This window comes from Aeromonas lusitana (assembly GCF_002812985.1).
GTDB classification, from domain to species: domain Bacteria; phylum Pseudomonadota; class Gammaproteobacteria; order Enterobacterales; family Aeromonadaceae; genus Aeromonas; species Aeromonas lusitana.
The window spans coordinates 49,595-65,866 of the sequence record NZ_PGCP01000008.1; the positions used below are offsets into that span (position 1 = coordinate 49,595).

15 protein-coding genes are annotated in these 16,272 nt (G+C 60.2%); 2 read left to right on the plus strand and 13 right to left on the minus strand.

Features of this window, described 5'->3' with window-relative positions; genetic code table 11:
• Nucleotides 1–284: 284 nt before the first annotated feature.
• From brnQ to CUC44_RS06805, 7 genes are all read right to left on the minus strand, one after another.
• Nucleotides 285–1,559 (minus strand): branched-chain amino acid transport system II carrier protein, encoded by a 1,275-nt coding sequence (brnQ, locus tag CUC44_RS06770; protein WP_279627822.1) that lies wholly within the window; start codon nt 1,557–1,559, stop codon nt 285–287.
• Nucleotides 1,560–2,641: 1,082 nt separating this feature from the next.
• Entirely contained in the window at nt 2,642–3,637 is a 996-nt protein-coding gene (gene kdgT, locus CUC44_RS06780; protein WP_100859220.1) for a 2-keto-3-deoxygluconate transporter, read from the minus strand.
• Between the two features lie 56 nt (nt 3,638–3,693).
• A complete protein-coding gene (locus tag CUC44_RS06785) occupies nt 3,694–4,167 on the minus strand; it encodes a NanQ anomerase/TabA/YiaL family protein (protein WP_100859221.1) in 474 nt (157 codons plus the stop codon).
• A gap of 129 nt (nt 4,168–4,296) precedes the next feature.
• Nucleotides 4,297–4,917, minus strand: a complete 621-nt coding sequence (locus tag CUC44_RS06790) for a bifunctional 4-hydroxy-2-oxoglutarate aldolase/2-dehydro-3-deoxy-phosphogluconate aldolase (RefSeq protein ID WP_100859222.1) — start codon at nt 4,915–4,917, stop codon at nt 4,297–4,299.
• Entirely contained in the window at nt 4,901–5,866 is a 966-nt protein-coding gene (gene kdgK, locus CUC44_RS06795; protein WP_100859223.1) for a 2-dehydro-3-deoxygluconokinase, read from the minus strand. Before kdgK ends, CUC44_RS06790 begins: the two co-directional genes overlap by 17 nt.
• A 659-nt stretch (nt 5,867–6,525) precedes the next feature.
• Nucleotides 6,526–6,651: a type B 50S ribosomal protein L36 gene (gene ykgO, locus CUC44_RS06800; protein WP_005300174.1), complete on the minus strand. Its 126-nt coding sequence runs from the start codon at nt 6,649–6,651 to the stop codon at nt 6,526–6,528.
• Nucleotides 6,648–6,917 (minus strand): type B 50S ribosomal protein L31, encoded by a 270-nt coding sequence (locus CUC44_RS06805; protein ID WP_100859224.1) that lies wholly within the window; start codon nt 6,915–6,917, stop codon nt 6,648–6,650. The genes ykgO and CUC44_RS06805 overlap by 4 nt, the downstream gene beginning before the upstream one ends.
• 247 nt (nt 6,918–7,164) lie before the next feature.
• Here CUC44_RS06805 and CUC44_RS06810 point away from each other — a divergent pair, with 247 nt between their 5' ends.
• Nucleotides 7,165–7,419: a DinI family protein gene (locus CUC44_RS06810; protein ID WP_100859225.1), complete on the plus strand. Its 255-nt coding sequence runs from the start codon at nt 7,165–7,167 to the stop codon at nt 7,417–7,419.
• A gap of 179 nt (nt 7,420–7,598) precedes the next feature.
• On the opposite strand, the gene CUC44_RS06815 is transcribed toward CUC44_RS06810, so the two are convergent.
• The 5 genes from CUC44_RS06815 to dcuC form a co-directional block, all read right to left on the minus strand.
• Nucleotides 7,599–8,423 carry a DUF2927 domain-containing protein gene (locus tag CUC44_RS06815; RefSeq protein ID WP_100859226.1) on the minus strand — a complete coding sequence of 275 codons (825 nt, stop codon included), beginning with the start codon at nt 8,421–8,423 and terminating at the stop codon, nt 7,599–7,601.
• A 25-nt stretch (nt 8,424–8,448) separates the two neighbouring features.
• Nucleotides 8,449–8,952 (minus strand): M48 family metallopeptidase, encoded by a 504-nt coding sequence (locus tag CUC44_RS06820; RefSeq protein WP_100859227.1) that lies wholly within the window; start codon nt 8,950–8,952, stop codon nt 8,449–8,451.
• 161 nt (nt 8,953–9,113) lie between these two features.
• On the minus strand, nt 9,114–10,757 hold the full coding sequence (locus tag CUC44_RS06825) for a hypothetical protein (protein ID WP_100859228.1): 1,644 nt from the start codon (nt 10,755–10,757) through the stop codon (nt 9,114–9,116).
• A 595-nt stretch (nt 10,758–11,352) separates the two neighbouring features.
• Complete coding sequence (locus tag CUC44_RS06830) at nt 11,353–12,999, minus strand: bifunctional metallophosphatase/5'-nucleotidase (RefSeq protein WP_100859229.1); 1,647 nt, start codon at nt 12,997–12,999, stop codon at nt 11,353–11,355.
• 100 nt (nt 13,000–13,099) lie between these two features.
• Nucleotides 13,100–14,452: an anaerobic C4-dicarboxylate transporter DcuC gene (gene dcuC, locus CUC44_RS06835; RefSeq protein ID WP_100859230.1), complete on the minus strand. Its 1,353-nt coding sequence runs from the start codon at nt 14,450–14,452 to the stop codon at nt 13,100–13,102.
• Nucleotides 14,453–14,767: 315 nt separating this feature from the next.
• Between dcuC and CUC44_RS06840 the strand changes: the two genes are divergently transcribed.
• Entirely contained in the window at nt 14,768–15,373 is a 606-nt protein-coding gene (locus CUC44_RS06840; RefSeq protein ID WP_167388812.1) for a DUF922 domain-containing protein, read from the plus strand.
• 92 nt (nt 15,374–15,465) lie between these two features.
• On the opposite strand, the gene mnmC1 is transcribed toward CUC44_RS06840, so the two are convergent.
• Nucleotides 15,466–16,272 (minus strand): FAD-dependent 5-carboxymethylaminomethyl-2-thiouridine(34) oxidoreductase MnmC1 (gene mnmC1 / locus CUC44_RS06845; RefSeq protein WP_157812756.1); only part of this gene is annotated, 807 nt, incomplete at its 5' end.

A 16,272-nucleotide genomic window follows, 5' to 3' on the forward strand; every position in this document is an offset into this window, starting at 1 on the left:
CATCTCTAATCGGCAGCGTACGGATGATGTCGCTTTATTCCCTGCGGATATTGCCGGAACGGCTGTCGGTTACCAGGTCCGCAGGGGGTCGTTCTCTGGGCAGAGACGCTGCAAAACTTGCACAAATTGGAAAGAGTCTGAGCTCTGAAGGGGCTATCGGACGTGTCGCTGCTGATGATGCTATGGCGCAGGAAGCGAGATGGGGACTGGGTATTCAGTGGCCAAATGGCTCGGGAAAATGACAACGGGGGAGCACTGCTCCCCCGTTTTACTGGGCGGCGCTCTTACTGGTAGACCGTCACAGACTCGCGGCCGAGCAGCCTGTCGTAGATGGCGGCCAGCATCAGCCCCAGCAGGGAGGGCAGCAACCAGGCGAGGCCTTGATCCGCCAGCGGCAGATGCAGGCTCCACTCGGGCAGCATACCTGCCAGTGCCGAACCCTTGATGCCATCGATCACCCCAAACAGCAGGCTGATCAGCATGGTCGGGATCACGACGCGGGACGCATTGTTCCACCAGCGCAGGGTGAAGCTCAGCAGCACCAGCACGATGCAGGGAGGGTAGATGGCCGTCAGCACCGGGATGGAGAGCTGGATCAGGTGGCTCAGCCCCAGGTTGGAGACCAGGGTGGAGAAGCCCCCCAGCACGAACACCAGGGTGCGATAGGAGAACGGCAGGTGACGAGAGAAAAACTCCGCGCAGGCGCAGGTCAGGCCAACGGCGGTGACCATGCAGGCGATGAAGATCAGCAGGGCCAGGAAGGCGCTACCCATGCCCCCGAAGGTGTGCTGTACATAGGCATGCAGGATCTCGGCGCCATTCTGGGCATTGGGCACCAGCTCGCCACTGCTGGCGCCAAGCTTGAACAGGCCCAGGTAGACCAGGGTCAGGCCCACGCCGGCGATGAGGCCGGCCAGTATGGTGTAGCGGGTCAGCAAGCCAGCGTTATCGACGCCCCGCGAGCGGGCCGCGTTGACGATGACGATGCCAAACACCATGGCACCCAGGGTATCCATGGTCAGGTAACCGTTGACGAAACCGTTGGAGAAGGGGAGCTGCTGATAGGCCTCGGTGGCGGGGATGGCGCCGCCGGCGGGCCAGAGCAGGGCGGCGAGGCCGAGCACAGACAGGGCCAGGATCTTCATCGGTGCCAGCACATGGCCGACCGTGTCCAGCAGCCGTCCCGGGTAGAGGGAGATGCCGATCACCAGGGAGAAGTAGACGACGCTGTAGACAAGCAGCGGGGTCGCATCGCTACCAAAGAAGGGAGCAAGCCCCACTTCATAGGAGACGGTGGCGGTGCGCGGCGTGGCAAACAGCGGGCCGACGGCCAGATAGCAGACGGTGGCGAGCAGCACGCCGGCGCGTTTGCCGATGGGCAGGCTCAGGGCATCTATGCCGCCGCCGACCCGCGCCAGCGCGATCACGGTCAAGACGGGCAGCCCGACCGCCGTCAGCAAAAAGCCCAGCGCGGCGGTCCAGACCTGTTCACCGGCCTGCAAGCCGACCATGGGGGGGAAGATGATGTTGCCTGCGCCGACAAAGAGCGCAAAAGTCATAAAACCCAAAGCGACGATATCTTTGGGTGCTAATTGTTGTTTCATTGGTGTGAACTACCTGTCTGAAAGTGCTGCTGCTATCAAAAGAACTGCGCAGTCATATCCGGGTGGATAATTATCCTGCTTGTTCAGCATAAAATGTTTATTGGTGTTATATCGCTCGCCGTGGCGGCGGGGGCCAAGTAAATCGATTATCGCGTGGCAAGGCAAGTGGCCTGACCAAATCAAAAATATTCCACTGGGTAATTAATTAAACAAAGAGAATGCTGCTGGTTTTAAGTGAAAAGCTAATCTTATAAGCTGCTGTGAGGCGGCCTCTTATGGTGCCCGGCGCTTCTTGGTTAAGCTGTCATAAGGACCCCCGGCAGGATTATCATCTGAGGCCAGAACCCAGAACCCAGAACCCAGAACCCAGAACCCAGAACCCAGAATCCTGAATCCTGAATCCTGAATCCTGAATCCTGAACCCAGAGCTCTGAAAGCTGCTGTGGGTACGTTCCTCAGGGCACGACCTCGGCAGCCATTGTAGAACCAAGGTTGCCGAGTCATCCATGTCTGCCCATCCTGGGCAATCCCTTGCGGCGTGATGGCTATCGGCGCCCTATCGAGATGGGAGTGGGGAATAAGACTTCTCTTCATCTCGTTTGACACAAGCTATATAGATCTGCGATAGAGGCTCACATGGATATTTTCTTGGCTGTAAATAAACATTGGCCAAATGGCTTGTTATGGTCTCACCTTGTCTAAGGGGAGTGTGTCTCTGCCTTGGTAACAGGGAGGGGCTTATTTTCTCTTGGTCTTCATCGGTAATATGTGCTCAATCCCTACAAAAACAGCTAAATGATCCATTGAGTCTTTTGAGAATGACAAAGGAGAGGGGCTGTAAAAATAATAGTGGTGTGGATAGGTGATAGTTAATCTCTTGGAAAGAGATAAACCATCATGGATAAAAGTGGCGGCGTCTTTTAATTGAAGAGGCAATCACCAGTTCAGAAGAGAACCGTAAAGAGAAACCCCCAGGCATGTTATATACCTGGGGCCGTTAGATAGGAGAATATACGGCTCCCCATCAGGTGTTTATATCAAGCGCGGCGAGCCTTGGCTTGTACCGGGTCGATTCTTGTCTCTTCCTTTACCGAGAATCGCTTGCTGTAGAGTGCTGTGAGGATCGGCACCAGAATGGCGGTGACGATGACACAAGTGGCAACCAGCGCGGTGGCAGAGGGGGCGATGGCGGCAAAGTCCGGGTTCATCTGGGCAATGATCATCGGGTTGGCAACGGCGGCACCTGCGGTGGAGGAAGCCGCGACCCCGGCAGTGCCATTGCCACCGGCCAGCCACTTGTCGGCGAAGATCAAGGGGATACCCGTGATGACGATGACAGCCAGGCCGAGCAGGATCCCAAGCAGACCCGTGTCTATGATGACGGAGAAGTTGATGGTATTACCCAGTGCGAACCCGAAGAAGGGGATCAGGGTGCCCGTGGCCTTGCTGAAGAACTCCTTCAGATCCGGGTCCAGGTTGCCAAGGGCGAAGCCAATCAGGAAGGGCAGGATGGCACCGACGAAGTGATGGCCCTGGAAGGAGGCGAGCCCGGCCGCGCCCAGGATGACCATGGTCATCAGGGGGCCGGATTCGATGGACATGAGGACGAAGGCGCCGGACTCTTCTTTGGTGCCGTACTGGTTCATCAGGCTGGCATAGAGGCCGCCATTGGTCATGTCCATGGCGGAGACGATGGCCAGGGTAGAGAGACCGGCAAGCATGCCTGCCTGAATGCCGTGCTCAGGGATGAGGTGGGCGGCCAGCAGCGCGACCAGCCAGGCCACCGCAATCTTGGTGACGACCAGCACGCCGGATTTACGCAGCACTGTGCCGGTGGCGCGCAGATTGATGGAGGCGCCGATACAGAAGAACCAGACCGCCAGGATGGGCACAGTCCCCGTGATGATCCCCTTGGTGAAGCCGCCATAATATTCGGCAGTACCCGGGGCAAACGTATTGAGGGTCGCCCCCAGCAACAGGGGGATCAACATGATCCCGCCCGGGATCTTGTCCAGTGTTTGTTTGATCTTCATACCAACCTCATGAGTGATAAATAGCAATAATGAAAACTGTGGTGTTCGATGACGGTTTATTGGCTGGCGAGCCAATCTTTACTGACTTTGAAGACGGCTTTCTTTATTTTGGCGGGCGCACCGAATTGGCAGGTCGGGCGATGAACTTCTCCGGGATAAAAAATGGCGAAGTCACCGGCCTCAAGCACAATGCGTGTGGTGAGCCTGTCATCTTCCACAAAAATGAGGTCAGGCTTGCTTTCCTGATAAGCATGCGGGGGTGTGATGGTTCTGCTGGTGGCAATGATTTCCCTGCCAGATAACAGCACTTGAATATCCAGGTACTGTTCGTGGAACTCACTCTTTATGTCTGATTCATCTGCCGTCGTCGGGCTGGAAATAAGATAGAAGACCGCATTGTCGATGATCTCATATCGACCCTCTGGCTGATTGAGCAATTGCGGGTGGGCGCACTCGTCTCTGCTCAATAATTGCCGCAGGGCGGCAGGCAGCATGGCCGTGTCGAGGCACTTCAAATTACCGATAATCATGAATGGAATATCCTTTTCGCATGACTCGCCCTAAGCGACGCGTGCTGGCACGCGGGTATCGCCTGACGAGAGGGTGAACTTGGGGTACGCCTTGGTGATGGAGGGCAGGTCATCCTGCCCTCATAAGGGTCAGAGGGTGGCCACGGCGTCGTGCACCAGGGCACCAATCTTGTCCCATTCTTGCTGGTCGACGAGATCGGCGGGCACCATCCAGGTGCCGCCACAGGCGAACACCGAACGTTGGGCCAGATAATCCTTCACGTTGGCGGGGCTGATGCCGCCGGTGGGCATGAAGCGAACCGGGTAGACGGCGCTCATGGCCTTGAGCATGCCGAGGCCGCCGGAGGGCTCAGCCGGGAAGAACTTGAGGGTACTCAATCCCAGCTCCATCGCCTGCTCGACCAGGCTGGGGTTGTTGACCCCGGGGATCATCGGTACGCCGCGCGCCTGGCAATACTGGACTATCCGCGGGTTGAGCCCAGGGCTCACGATGAAGTCCACTCCGGCCTCGATGGCTTGATCCACCTGGGCCGTGGTGAGCACTGTGCCCGCCCCTATGATCATGTCGGGGAAGGCCGCCCTCAGCTGACGGATGGCCTCTGTGGCCGCCGGCGTGCGGAAGGTGATTTCGGCGCTCGGCATGCCGTTGTCCATCAGGGCACGGCCGAGGGCGACGGCATCATCGGCGTTCTTGATGGCGATGACGGGGATGATCTTCAGGGCGGACAGTTTTTCAAGCAATGCTGACATGGGATGCCTCACTGGGAAGATAAGGGGTGGATACGGGCATCGCTGACAGGGGAATGATGGCCCCGCGATGCTGAATGACGGTACTGGCCAGCCGATGGGCGTAGCGGGCAGCGGCGGCAACCGAATGCCCGGCCAGTCGGCTGGCGAGGTAGCCGGCGCTGAACGAGTCGCCAGCGGCCGTGGTATCTATGATGCGCTCTGGCGCAAGGGAAACCGCCAGCACTTCGCACTGATGATCCCCCTGCATGATGAGGCAGGGCTCGGCGCCCCGCTTGATGACAATCTCACCCACCCCCAGCGCCTGGGTGCGGGCCAGGGTCTGCTGCTCATGCTGGTCTCCCCACAGGGCGAACTCATCGTCCAGGGTCAGGAAGGCGAGATCGGTCAGGGCGAGCATGGCGCTATATGTCTGCTGGGCCGCCTCACGGCTCTCCCACAGACGGGGCCGGTAGTTGTTGTCAAAGGCGACCTTTACCCCCAGAGCGCGGCATTTGGCGACCTGCTCAAGCAGGGTCGTTCGATCGGCGGGGGAGAGGATGGCGAGACTGATCCCGCTCAGGTAGAGGTAATCAAAGCGCTGCAGCTGTTGGCAGACCTGTTCGGCCGCCTCGCCCTGCAACCAGTAACGGGCCGCCGCGTCATTGCGCCAGTAGTGAAAGGTGCGCTCTCCCTGCTCGTCGGTCTCGATGAGGTAGAGCCCGGGCAACTTGTTGGGCAGGCGCTGCACCAGATCGGTACAGACCCCTTCCTGCTGCCACTGGTCGAGCATGGTACTGCTGATGGCATCCGTCCCCATGGCGCTGACATAGTGCACGTCCGCGTCTGTGTTGGCGCGCGCCAGGTAGACGGCGGTGTTGAGAGTGTCCCCTCCAAAGTGACGCACGATATCCGTCTTGCTTTCGGACAACTCGATCATGCACTCACCGATGACAGCAACCTTGATAGACATAAGCCCTCCCACTTTTTGATGTAGCCATTCTATTTAATGAAACCAAACTATCAAATGAATTGAAACGATATTTCATTAAAGTGTGATTAAGCGCAAACAGCCGACGAGGAGGGGGCCAGAACCACCATGAAATACCTATTTTGAGTAACATGACGTTCACCGGCTGACACGATTTCCACACGGGATGACGGGTTTTGGTCATGGCTGATCGCGCTGATCATCAGTAGGGGCTGGCAGGATCGTCGATGCTGCCATGCCAGGCGCCTGGGTTGAGCACACAAGAAGGGCTGTCGCATAGATGAACAGAAGGGAAGGTCTGCAAGAGGGGGTTAACCGTTGGCAGGGAAGAGCAGGGGGGTTGGTGAGCATCAGGACAGAGCTGGTAGCGGAGATCGTTCCACGCCCGTTCCTGCTGCATGCCATCACCTGTCGGCGGTTGTGAAAGACCAAGAGGTTCGCTATGAGATTGAGGTCTACTTCTTACCGGTGTTGCCAACGCGAGTGTCAGTCAACCGAGTATTGCAGAGGTACCACTCCGCTCGAATACGGGCAGGGGAGGGATCTTGTGGGCATTCTCGCCCACCTTGATTACCAGTCAGGTGGAAAGCGGCCCTCCGTAGAGGGCCAGCGGTAGTAAACAATACAAGGCAGCAGCCGGATTAGCGCTGGCGCGCCTTGAACCTCGGATTGCTCTTGCAGATCACGAACAGCTTGCCGCGGCGGCGCACTATCTGGCAGTCCGGATGACGGGACTTGGCCGACTTGAGGGAAGAGAGCACCTTCATACCTTCTCCTTGTTTTTATTCAAGAATTGACCGAAGCGTTGGCCAAAGCGGGCTACCTGTCCTTCCTTGCCGACCTGTTTCTGCTTGCCGGTATAGAAGGGGTGAGAGGCGCTGGAGACATCCAGCGTCACATAGGGGTAGGTGTTGCCATCCTCCCATTGCTTGGTGCGGTCCGTCTTGAGGGTTGAACCAATCAGGAAGTGAGCGTTGGTGGTCAGGTCGTGAAACAGGACTTGACGGTATTCGGGGTGGATATGGGGGCGCATGATTGTCCTTTGTGTTATGTTATAACAATAAAATGATGCGCCGGATGAGAATTTATATCAACGACTTTTTATTGTCTGCAGAACAGACCTGGGTGCTTACCACAAGAAACAGTCACCGGAAGAAACGGAGCGAATCTGTACCAGATGAACGGATTGATGGCGTGATGGAGGGATAAGTGCAGGCGGGCTCTTTACTTTTTTGTTTTACTGTATAAAAATACAGTTATATATCATGGAGACGTATCCTATGCGCCTGGAAATCATCATCGACAGAAAACATCAGATCCCCACCACGACCATGGAGGCGCTGCGTCAGGAACTGCTCAAGCAGTTGGGCGAGCCGTTTCCCGATGTGCATGTGCGGGTCGCACCGGGCAGTGCCATGGCACTGACGGTCAGTCGTGCCAGCAAGGAGGACAAGGAGCTGGCAGAGGCCATGGTGCAAGAGGTGTGGGAAAACGCCGATAGCTGGATGCCGGAGTCGGAAAATGCCGACACCTGACAGCTTCGCCATCGCTCATGTGGGGCTGACAACTTGGTCAGCACACCACTGATGAAACAAAAAAACGCAGCCCTGGCTGCGTTTCTTTGTTGGGGCGCCGCGGCACTCAACGCTCAATGTGGGTCATTCCTGGTGGATCATTCAGCGTTGAAGAGTACGCAGCCAACTTGCCGCGCCGGTTACAGCCCGGCCCAGCGTTTGAGGCTCTCTATCTGCACCCTCTGATTGGCTTGGGTTATGTCGCCGTTGGCTCGCAGGGCCTTGAGGGCTATGGGCAGGGCGCTGCGCACCTCGTCGGCGTTCATGCCCGCCTGCAGGGCCGGATGGTAGGCAAGCTTGAGCAGCACATAATCGAGCCCGGTCGGGAAGCTGTCGACGCTGCGATCGTTGAAGATGGAGGGGAATACCTTGTCCGAGTCGTTGGGCAGCCCCATCACCTGAGTGAGTTCTTCCACCACGCAGTCGAGGAAACGCCCCTTGTCCCGGCTGTAATCCACCGGAATGATGATGGTCGCCCGGGTGATTTCAAAATGGGCATTGGTGGCGAAATTGGCCAGGCAGATCCCCTCCTTGAGGGCGATCTTGACCGAGCCATCCTTGCCTATGGTGCGACCGGCCCAGTTCGCCATCTGTTTGCGTTGGGTCATGATGAGGGTGAGGTTGGGGTTGGTTTCCACCAGCTTGATGGGCTGACCCGTGATCCGGGCCAGATGCTGGCTCTGTACCTTGACCACCTCGGCCTGCAGTGGCTTGTCGCCGTATTCGTTGATGAGCTTGAGGCGGATGGGGCTCTGCCAGCGGGAGAAGCGCACATGCTGCTCATGGCCGTATTCCCGCTTCATGGCGATCTCGAGAAAGCTCTGGGTCAGGTAGTCGTCGCTCTGCCAGCGCTCTGCGGCCAGCGCCGTCGGCAGGCATAACAGGGAGGCCAGCCAGAGACACAGCCCACGGCACCTGGCGCCATGGCGAATCGCGAGTCCTGTGAGGGGTCGCCATGGGATCATGTTTCCTCCTTGAAACCGGATAGGGTCAGCGCGCCGATCGCTCAATGTCGCGCCAGGTGAGCCAGAGCCTGAGATCGAACTCCAGTTGATGATAGTCCGGTTCCATGTGCTGACAGAGCTGGTAAAAGCTCTTGTTGTGATCCTTTTCCTTCAGGTGGGCCAGCTCGTGCACCACTATCATCTTCAGGAACGCGGGATGGGCCTCCTTGAACAGGGCGGCGATGCGGATTTCGTTCTTGGCCTTGAGTTTATTGCCCTGCACCCGGCTGACATAGGTGTGCAGGCCAAGGGCATCCTTGATCACGTTGATCTTGCCATCGAAGATCACCTTGGAGAGCGGGGCCGAGCTCTTGAGGTAGCGGTTCTTGAGCTCCATGGTGTAGGCCAGAAGCGCCTTGTCACTCTGGATGAGGTGGGTGTCCGGGTAGCGCTTGGCCAGCACGTCGCCGAGCTTGTTTGCCGCAATCAGCTGTTGTACCTGGGCCTTGAGGGGCTCTGGGTAGCCTCCCAGATAGGTCAGTTCCGCCATGAGTTCTTACTCGTCACATCAAAAAAGAGCGTCATTGTAATCATGACGCACCGGCTTGAAAACTGCGGGTCTCCCTCGTACTCTTTCTCGCCCCTCATGACAAGGGCCGTCATCGTTGCCAATGACGGCCCTTCGCCCCATATCAATCAAAGCGTACCGGGTCAGCGCCGACGATAGAGGCCGGGATCCACCTCTTCATAGCGCTCCGTCAGGTACTGATAGAAGGCGAGGCTGGAGGGGGAGCTCGGCTTTTTCAGCTCGTCCGCGACTCGATCCGGCTTGGCGATGATAAATTTGGGCTCCTGACGTTTTACATCCGCCAGCACCCGCTCGCGCACGTCATAGGGCGGGTTGACGTTGGCAAAGAAGAGGTAGGCGGACGCCGGCTGGCGATCGGTCCAGAGGTAATATTGCGGCTGTATGCCATCGACCCAGATCTTGTCGGCGGACGTGGTCTCGGCCTTGATCCGATCGACCCGCACCTGGGCCGGCGGGTTGAACGGCTTGCCCTTCAGGTTGCCTTCCCAGGCGTTGTTGAGCAGCAGTGCCAGCATGGCCAGGGAGGCGAGCCAGGGGGTGGCGCTGCGCACATCCCAGGCGCGCCACAGGGGCACCAGGATCAGCACAGGCAGGGCCCACAGCAGGCTGTTACCAAGCACTTCCCGCACCCGTGGGAGCGACCACTCCTTGGTGCTCCAGCCGTAGCCGAGTTGCTGGGCCAGCAGCCAGCTGGCGGTCAGCACCACCAGGGAGATGCAGAGCAGCCCAAGCGCATCGGATTGCTGTTCGCTGCGATCCAGCAGGCAGGCGAGCGGCAACAGGCCGAGCTGCAGATAGAGCACATCGTAGTGATCGAACACATGGCCGGAGACTGAGTTGGCTACCAGGGTGAACAGCACCCCGAGCAGGGTGGCGGACAGGGCGGGCAGGTACCACTCCTGGCGGCGGCTCAGCATCAGCAGGATGAAGGCGGGCAGCAGCATGATGAGGCCGGTGCGCAGCAGGCCGACGCTGCCGACCTCGGGGGAAAAGCCGTTGCCATAGCTGCCCTCGAAGAAGATGCCGAAGGCGTAATACTGGAACTCGGCCAGCAAACCATGGTGCTGGAAGTAGGCAAACAGCGGGCCGCCGACCAGCGCCAGCCCCAGCAGGCTGGAAAACAACAGGGCAAAGGCGCAGCGCCACTGCTCGCGCAGGCACCAGGTGCAGAACAGCACCAGGTACCAGGCACCCCAGAAGGCACCGTTGTTGGTGCGCATCCAGGCGACGATGGCGAAGGTGATGGCCGCCACCAGGGCCGGTCCCCAGCTGAAGCGCTTGTCCAGCAGCATGGTGATGAAGGCCCACTGGGCGATGAGGGCCAGATGGAATGTCCAGTCCTCGGTCATGTTGCCGTAGTAGTAGCGGGTGCCGTAGAGCGCCAGCAGGGCCAGCATGCTGCCAAGCCGGGCGCGCAGGGAGAGGCCGAGCTGGGCGAAGGCCTGCCAGCTGGCGAGCAGCCCGAGCCAGCACAGCGCCCACTCCAGCAGCCAGATCCCGAAGAAGCCGCCCATCCCGTAGCCCAGCGCATCGAGGGCGAAGATCATGGGGCCCTTGATGTCGATCATGTCCCGATAGAGCACGCCCCCCTCGCTCCACATCTTGCCCATCACGGCGAACAGCGAGGCATCGAAGCCCGGCGCCATGCCATGGAACAGCGGGTTGCGCAGGCAAAACAGCAGCGCCATCAAGGCGGTGAGCAGGATCACCAGCGGCTTGAGCCCCGGGTTGTGGCGTTGTGGGGTAAAGCGGATGGTGTGATTCATGGGTGACCTGTTCCTGCAGGGAAGACGAAAAGCGGGCCTATCTTGCCGAGGCTAGCAGCGCTATGCAATGGGATGAAGGAATGTGCTTGAAATAATTTATAAAAGTATCGTTTTTAGCCCCTCACTGGGGGACGAAAAACGGGGCCAGTGTTGCAGAGGCTGGCAGTTCTACGCAATGGATGAAGGGGAGGTGCTTGAAATAATTCGTAAAAGTATCGTTTTAGCCCCTCACTGGGAGGCGAAAAACGGGGCCTAGTGTCGCCGAGGCTAGCAGCGCTATGCAATGGGATGAAGGAATGTGCTTGAAATAATTTATAAAAGTATCGTTTTCAACCCCTCAATGGCAGACGAAAAGCAGGGCTCAGTGTTGCCGAGGCTCTCATTTCTTATGCGATTTGGCAGTGGAAAATATTGGTGAGCTTAAATAACCATCGCTTTATGTGGCCTACTTCTAGCCTGTTATATCTATTCTGCTGATAAATTGCGGTATGGCAGGTTTTTTGACTGCCTCTTTAGCCAGGGTCGCCCCGCGTATAAGGCCCTTCCCCCGCAAGGGGAAGGGCCTTCGCTGATCCCCGTCACCAGGGGCAGCGGTCTAGCCTTGGTACTCCACCAGGGCCGGCAGGGGAGCGAGCTCTGGCAGATGGCGGGCCCAGCGGATAAAGGCATCCGCCAACGTGATGCCGAGCTCCTGATTGTGCTGGGTCAGGGTGCGGGCAAGCGCCGTGTATCCCTCCTTGCCGGAGGCGGTATAGGCACTGGAGACGCCGCGATAGATGGCATCCGGCTCGACCGCCAGCCATTGGCCCGGGCTTGCCTCCCACTCGAGGCGAGTGATCCGGCTTCCTTTGGGGCAGTCCGCCCGATAGCTGAACCGCACCCCGGCGGTGTAGGGGAAGCTGCCGCTGCCATTGCCGACCACGCCATTGTTGGTGGCGTTGTCGATGGCCCCCTCCAGTGCCTCGGCCAGCTCATGGCCGTGCACCCGGTAGAGGGTCAGCGGGATGGCAAACGGCAGCAGGCGTCCGGCGATGTCTGCCTCGCTCAAGGGGCCCGGCTCCAGCGAACAGCGCACGCCCCCCGCGTTGTGCAGGGCGAAATCTACTTGGCCGGCCTGCTCGCGGGCGGCCGCCAACATGGCACCGGCCACCAGGGGCGCGACCTGGCTGCCGGCGGGGTAGCTGGCATCGGGCAGGCGCTGATGATGAAGCGGGCCGCCGAGCCGGGTCACCACCCGCTGGGTCATGGTCTCGAGTTCGGGTCGATAGCGCTTGGCCAGATGCTGCTCTATCTCGGGGGCGGGCTCGCAAAAATGCAGGCCGGCGGGGGGCTGTGAGGCAAAGGGCCAGGGCTGCCAGGGCAGCCATTCCAGTTGACCGGCGCTGCGCTTAACCCGGCCACTGTCATCAAACTCCAGCTCGCATACCCCGAGGCAGAGGGCGCTGTGGGCGGCGTGCAGGATGGCGACCCCCTCTACCATCAGCGGATAGCTGCCTTCGCTCGCGAGCCCGAGGGGCGCGAGATCCCCCAGCTGGCTGTGGGTGTGGCCGCCAATGATGAGGCTGAGCTCGGGGAAGCGCGCCGCCAGCCGTTTGTCCTGCTCAAGGCCAAGGTGGCTCAGCAAGATGATGTGGCGGATGCCGTCGGCCCGGATTTCCCCAAGGGTCTGAGTGAGTGTCTCTTCGATGCCGCGAAAATGGGTGTGGGCATCCGGGTTTGCGATGGCGGCCATCTGCGGCAGCGTGATACCGAGCAGGGCGAAGGGAACGCCGTCGATGATGCGCTTGTGCCAGGGGCGACTGGCGTCATACAGGTTGGGCAAGCCGCGCAGCTTGAGCGGGATGTCGCCAGGCTCCTGGCTGCTGTCGAGGTTGGCGGCGAGGATCGGGAAATCGAGCTGGCGCAGAAATTCCACCAGGGGTCCGTTGCCGAGATCGAACTCGTGATTGCCGATCACCATGGCATCGGGGCGCAGCCGACTCAGCAGATCCGCATTGGCCCGGCCCTTGAAACGGTTGAAATAGAGGGAGCCCTGGAAGGTGTCGCCGCCGTGCAGGAACAGGCACGTCTGGCCTGCGGCCGCCGCTTGCTGACGCAGGGCGTCCAGTCTGCTCAGGATGCGGCCATAGCCGCCGCACTGGGTGCGCCACTCGGACTCACCGACCGGGGTGAAGCGCATGGGTGCGCCATCGAAATGGGAGTGGCAGTCACTGAAGTGGGCAAGTTGAACCGTAATACTCATTTCGGTCCTCCTTAGAGAAAAAGAGCACCGAGTCTACTCCAGGGGAGGGGGGAGATACCAGCCCGGCGGGCGCCGGGCTGGTGACAGATCTGGTCGACGTTTAGGCTGGGACCAGGATCTGGGTGGCGAGGATCACCACCAGCAGGCCGACGCCCACCGGCAGCGAGGTACGCTTGACCACCTCGAACGGCGACAGGTTACCCATGCCCGCACAGGCGACCACCACGCCGGAGACCGGCGAGATGGTGCGACCCAGGTTGGAGGCCTGCAACATGGGGATGACCAGATAGGCCGGGTTGACACCCAGGCTGGTGGCGAGATGGGGAATAAGCTCCACGAAGGCGTAGAAGGGCGCATTGCCCGAGCCCGTGGTGAAGGCGGCCAATGTGGTGATGACCACCAGTACCAGCATGATGATGATGCCGCCGGTGCCAAAGCTCTGGGCGAGATCCAGCAGGTTTGCGATAAAGCCAAGCCCCATCAGCCCCTGGGCGAAGACCCCGGCCCCCACCAGCAGCATGACCACGCCGGCGAAGGCGTCGGCCATGCTGCGCCAGCACACCTGCAGGCCGTCCAGAAGCTCGCGGCCGTTGCGCTTGCGCGCCAGCTCCAGCAGGGCGGCCAGCACCAAGCAGATGACGATGATGGTGACTATGTCGAGCTTGGGCCCGACCTTGCCGTCAAACAAGAGCACGCCGATGATGGGGGTGAACGGCAGTATGGCGTAGAAGCCGGGGGCGTCCGTGATGAGATCGCTCGGGGCGACCGGCGCATTGTGCTCGCCGGACTTCTGATCCAGATAGCGCTGCCAGAAGAAGTGGGTCACCGCCATGGCGGCGATGGCCGCAAGCGAGATTGGCAGGGTCAGCTTGAAGGCGAACTCGATGAGTTCCATGTTGGCCGCCTGGGCCGCCATCACCACGTCCCCGGAGGTGGGGGCCAGTATGATGGCCGCAGGGGAGGCGCACACCGCCGCCGCCGCGCCGCGGGAGATCCCCATGTTGACCATGAGCGGGAACAGGGTCGCCATCAGGAGCACCCCGAGACCGGTGGCGGAGCTCACCGCCAGCGACATGGCGCAGGCTACCAGGTAGGCGGCGACCAGCAGGATGTAGGGGGACTTGATGATGCCGAGCGGCTTGCTCGCGAGTTTCACCAATATGGTGTTGGCACCTATGTGGCTCATGTAACCGGCGAAGCCGCACAGCACCATGATCAGCATGCCGAGGCCACCACCACGGTCCACCAGCAGGAAGCGCACGTACTCGAACACATCGGTGGCCACATGGCCGGTGGAGGCGACGCTGGCGGGCAGTACCGCCTTGCCCATCAGGGCGGTGATCGCCAGCAGCAGCAGGCCGCCGCTGAGCAGCACCCCGGTGGCCGAGTAGCCCTTGAAGATGTAGCGACCCACGGCCAGGGTGACCAGGGTGCCAATTAGGAGTTCCATCATAGGTTAAGTTCCTGAGTACGAGGTAAGCACTGTGCCGGGCTGATCCCAACCTGGCGTATATTTGACCTTTATTAGTTGTTCTGACAAAAAAACGTGCTGATTATTAACTCGAAAGTAGTATTTTTCTTTGATCTACCTCCCTGTCTTGAATGCTAATGCGGCGCTATGTGCCGACATCTTGTGCGTTTGCCAAAGTGGTACGACGACAGCAGGTGACAGGGCTCGGGATCGCGGTTAATCTCCCATCTTGAATATTAATTCATTGATTCTTAATTGAAATTAAGCCGGACTCACAAGGAGCAAGGCAGCGGACAGATGGGACTCTTCAGCAAGATAGTGGGGGCGGCAGCCCTGGTATATGCCGCCTCGAGTGGGGCCGAAACTTCCCATTTTACCGGTATTCGGGTGGCACCCGATATCAAGGTCGATTTCCAGTTCTATCGGGTCTCAGGGGCCGATGTGGCCACCGTGATGCACCAAATCGCGAAGACCGGGGCCGATCGCGCCGGGGGTCACATCGGCAAGGCCAGCTATCAGCTCACCTGGCAGTTGCAGACCAGGCCCACGGCGGCCCGCTGCGAGCTGGAGCAGGCCCGCGTGACGGCCCGCATCCAGGTGCGGGTGCCAAACTGGATGGACAAGGCCAAGGCCTCCGCCGTCGAGCGCCAGAAGTGGGACAAGCTGGTGGCCGCCATGTTCGACTACGAGAGCCGCCACAAGGACATACTGCTGGAGAGCGTCAGTCAGCTCGGCATCCGGCTTGCCCAGTTGCCGGTGACGCAAGATTGCGCCGCCCTGCAATATCAGGGCTGGCAGCAGGGGCAAGCGGCGCTCGCGAGCACCCGTGAGCGCTTCGCCACCCTGGCCCAGCAGACAGATCAGGGCCGTAAACTGGGACTGAACTGGCCCAAGGGCAGTTGACTTGGTTGGCAGGCCATCAATGAAAACGGGCTACCCGCAGGGGTAGCCCGTTTTCATTGTCGCCAGTCTGGCGCCAAAGGATCCGCACACTCTCAGTTGAGGGGCTTGCCCTTGAGCAGCTTGCGCACCCAGTAGCGGGCGGGGTGCAAGGCCTCCAGCAGATCGGCGGGCAGCGGCAGGGGATCGCCACAGATCTCGCTGGCGACAAGCTCCCCGCACAGGGGCGCAGAGCACAGACCGCGCGAACCGAGCGCCCCCAGCACATAGAGACCGGGATAGAGCGGCAGGGGCGCCGCGTTATCGGGATCAGACTGCAGCCTGGCGTAGTGATCAGCAAGGCCTGCCAATCTGGCGATTGGCCCCGCCACCGGCAGGTGATCCCGGCTCGCGCAGCGCACCCCGACCCTGGCCTCGCCGCCGCTCACATCCACTTCCCCCGGCCAGTTCTGATCCGGCAGACAGGCTTGCAGCCGCCCCTGGTTTTGCACCTGCTCCTCGGCACTGTAGTCAGTCCCGCTCTGGTTGCGGCCATAGCTGGCGCCGATGCAGTGCGCACCGTCGTGAGCCGGGGTGAGATAACCGTCGTAGCAGAGTACCGTCTTGAGTTGACTCAGGCTGGCCGTGGTCGGCACATGGCTCACCTGACCGCGCACCGGGTAGAGGGGCAGCTCGGCGAGGGGGATCAGGGCGGGCAGGCGATGACCGGCGGCGACCACCAGGTTCGGCGCCTGCCAGTGGCGGCCATCCTGGCTCTCCACTCGCCAACCATCCGCTTGCTCGTGGACGGCCGTGATCTCGGCGCCATATTCCACCTGCAGCAGTCCTGTGGTCTGCGCCTGCGCTATCGCCGCCCTGGTCAAGTCCGCCGGGCAGAGCCAGCCGCCGAGGGGATAGCTGAC

What these genes read in the sequence shown, in the direction of transcription:
- brnQ (WP_279627822.1), bottom strand. Translation starts at nt 1,559, where the DNA reads ATGACTTTTGCGCTCTTTGTCGGCGCAGGCAACATCATCTTCCCCCCC.
- kdgT (WP_100859220.1), bottom strand. Translation starts at nt 3,637, where the DNA reads ATGAAGATCAAACAAACACTGGACAAGATCCCGGGCGGGATCATGTTG.
- CUC44_RS06785 (WP_100859221.1), bottom strand. Translation starts at nt 4,167, where the DNA reads ATGATTATCGGTAATTTGAAGTGCCTCGACACGGCCATGCTGCCTGCC.
- CUC44_RS06790 (WP_100859222.1), bottom strand. Translation starts at nt 4,917, where the DNA reads ATGTCAGCATTGCTTGAAAAACTGTCCGCCCTGAAGATCATCCCCGTC.
- kdgK (WP_100859223.1), bottom strand. Translation starts at nt 5,866, where the DNA reads ATGTCTATCAAGGTTGCTGTCATCGGTGAGTGCATGATCGAGTTGTCC.
- ykgO (WP_005300174.1), bottom strand. Translation starts at nt 6,651, where the DNA reads ATGAAGGTGCTCTCTTCCCTCAAGTCGGCCAAGTCCCGTCATCCGGAC.
- CUC44_RS06805 (WP_100859224.1), bottom strand. Translation starts at nt 6,917, where the DNA reads ATGCGCCCCCATATCCACCCCGAATACCGTCAAGTCCTGTTTCACGAC.
- CUC44_RS06810 (WP_100859225.1), top strand. Translation starts at nt 7,165, where the DNA reads ATGCGCCTGGAAATCATCATCGACAGAAAACATCAGATCCCCACCACG.
- CUC44_RS06815 (WP_100859226.1), bottom strand. Translation starts at nt 8,423, where the DNA reads ATGATCCCATGGCGACCCCTCACAGGACTCGCGATTCGCCATGGCGCC.
- CUC44_RS06820 (WP_100859227.1), bottom strand. Translation starts at nt 8,952, where the DNA reads ATGGCGGAACTGACCTATCTGGGAGGCTACCCAGAGCCCCTCAAGGCC.
- CUC44_RS06825 (WP_100859228.1), bottom strand. Translation starts at nt 10,757, where the DNA reads ATGAATCACACCATCCGCTTTACCCCACAACGCCACAACCCGGGGCTC.
- CUC44_RS06830 (WP_100859229.1), bottom strand. Translation starts at nt 12,999, where the DNA reads ATGAGTATTACGGTTCAACTTGCCCACTTCAGTGACTGCCACTCCCAT.
- dcuC (WP_100859230.1), bottom strand. Translation starts at nt 14,452, where the DNA reads ATGATGGAACTCCTAATTGGCACCCTGGTCACCCTGGCCGTGGGTCGC.
- CUC44_RS06840 (WP_167388812.1), top strand. Translation starts at nt 14,768, where the DNA reads ATGGGACTCTTCAGCAAGATAGTGGGGGCGGCAGCCCTGGTATATGCC.